Origin of the sequence: Flavobacterium gelidicaeli (genome assembly GCF_013294005.1) — a bacterium.
Taxonomy (GTDB): domain Bacteria; phylum Bacteroidota; class Bacteroidia; order Flavobacteriales; family Flavobacteriaceae; genus Flavobacterium.
The window spans coordinates 1-1,200 of sequence record NZ_JABSNK010000039.1; the positions used below are offsets into that span (position 1 = coordinate 1).

1 protein-coding gene is annotated in these 1,200 nt (G+C 31.5%); it reads right to left on the reverse strand.

Annotated features, from left to right (window positions below; translation table 11 throughout):
• Positions 1 to 133: 133 nt before the first annotated feature.
• The gene (locus HNP99_RS17600; protein ID WP_173854760.1) at positions 134 to 1,147 is read right to left on the reverse strand and encodes an IS30 family transposase; all 1,014 of its coding nucleotides are present in this window, start codon (positions 1,145 to 1,147) and stop codon (positions 134 to 136) included.
• Positions 1,148 to 1,200: the final 53 nt, after the last annotated feature.

The following is a 1,200-nucleotide window of genomic DNA, read 5'->3' on the forward strand; positions in this document are numbered from 1 at the left end:
GGCGGATTCAAGGGTCTATCGCAACATCGTTAGTTATTTTTAATAAATCAAATTTAGTATTTTTCTTAGATAATACACTTAATTTTAGAATAACTTTTTTGGCTTTTTAAGGAGCCAAAAGTTATTTCCAAAATTAAGCTTGTGTGTTACTCATTTTGTTGATTTCCTGGTTCCTCATTTCATTAGGTGTTTTGAAACCTAAAACCTTTCTAGGTCTGTTATTTAGGTTGTTTTCTATTCGTTTTAGCTCTTCAATAGTTATTGTATTAAAGTCAGTTCCTTTGGGTAAAAACCTTCTAATTAGTCCATTAGTATTTTCATTTGTTCCTCTTTCCCATGAGGAGTAAGGATGTGCAAAATAAATATCCATTCCAGTTTTTTCAGAGAGCCATTTATGATTAGCCATTTCTATTCCGTTATCGTAAGTCATTGTCTTTCTGAGACATTGAGGTTGTTTATTTAAGAGATTTGCAAATTCTTGAGTTACTGTTTTTGATTTTCTATTTTTGATAGGTACAATAATAAGATATCTAGTTTTTCTATCTACGATGGTTCCAATGGCACTTTTGTGCGCTACACCAATCATCAAATCTCCCTCTAAATGTCCTGCTTCAAGGCGTTCTTCGATATATTTAGGTCTATCATCAATACTCACTTGGTCTTTAATTCGGGTTTTTTTTACACCAAATTTCCTTTTGTCCCGTCTTTTGTGATGATGATAGGGCAGAAGTTTGATTAGTTTTTTACCCAGGGTAGATTGCCTAGATTTATAAATGTGCTTATAAATAGATTCGTAAGAAATGGACATAATAGGATCATTCGGATATAATAGCTTGATTTGTCCAGCCATTAATTCAGGGCTCGTTCCTTTTAATAAACTTCTGTAAACGAATATTTTAAGTTTGGAATATGAATTTATTTTATCTTGAGTTCGTTTGCTTTTATTGGTTTCTAAAGCATACCAATGAGCTAAATCAGCTTTGTAAATATCGTTTGGTTTTAATACCCAAAGATTTACTTCTCGGGTTATGGTAGATCGATTTCGATTTAATTTCTTTCCAATGTAGTTTTCGGACCTATTTTCCTTGAGTAATGTCTCAATTATAATACGTTCTTCTAATGATAATCGCTTGTAGGTTTTTTTCATAATTCAACAAAGATAAAATTTATCATTTGTTGCGTTAGGTTATTGAATTCTCC

Coding starts and splice junctions, on each gene's coding strand:
- HNP99_RS17600 (WP_173854760.1), bottom strand. CDS start 1,147: ATGAAAAAAACCTACAAGCGATTATCATTAGAAGAACGTATTATAATT.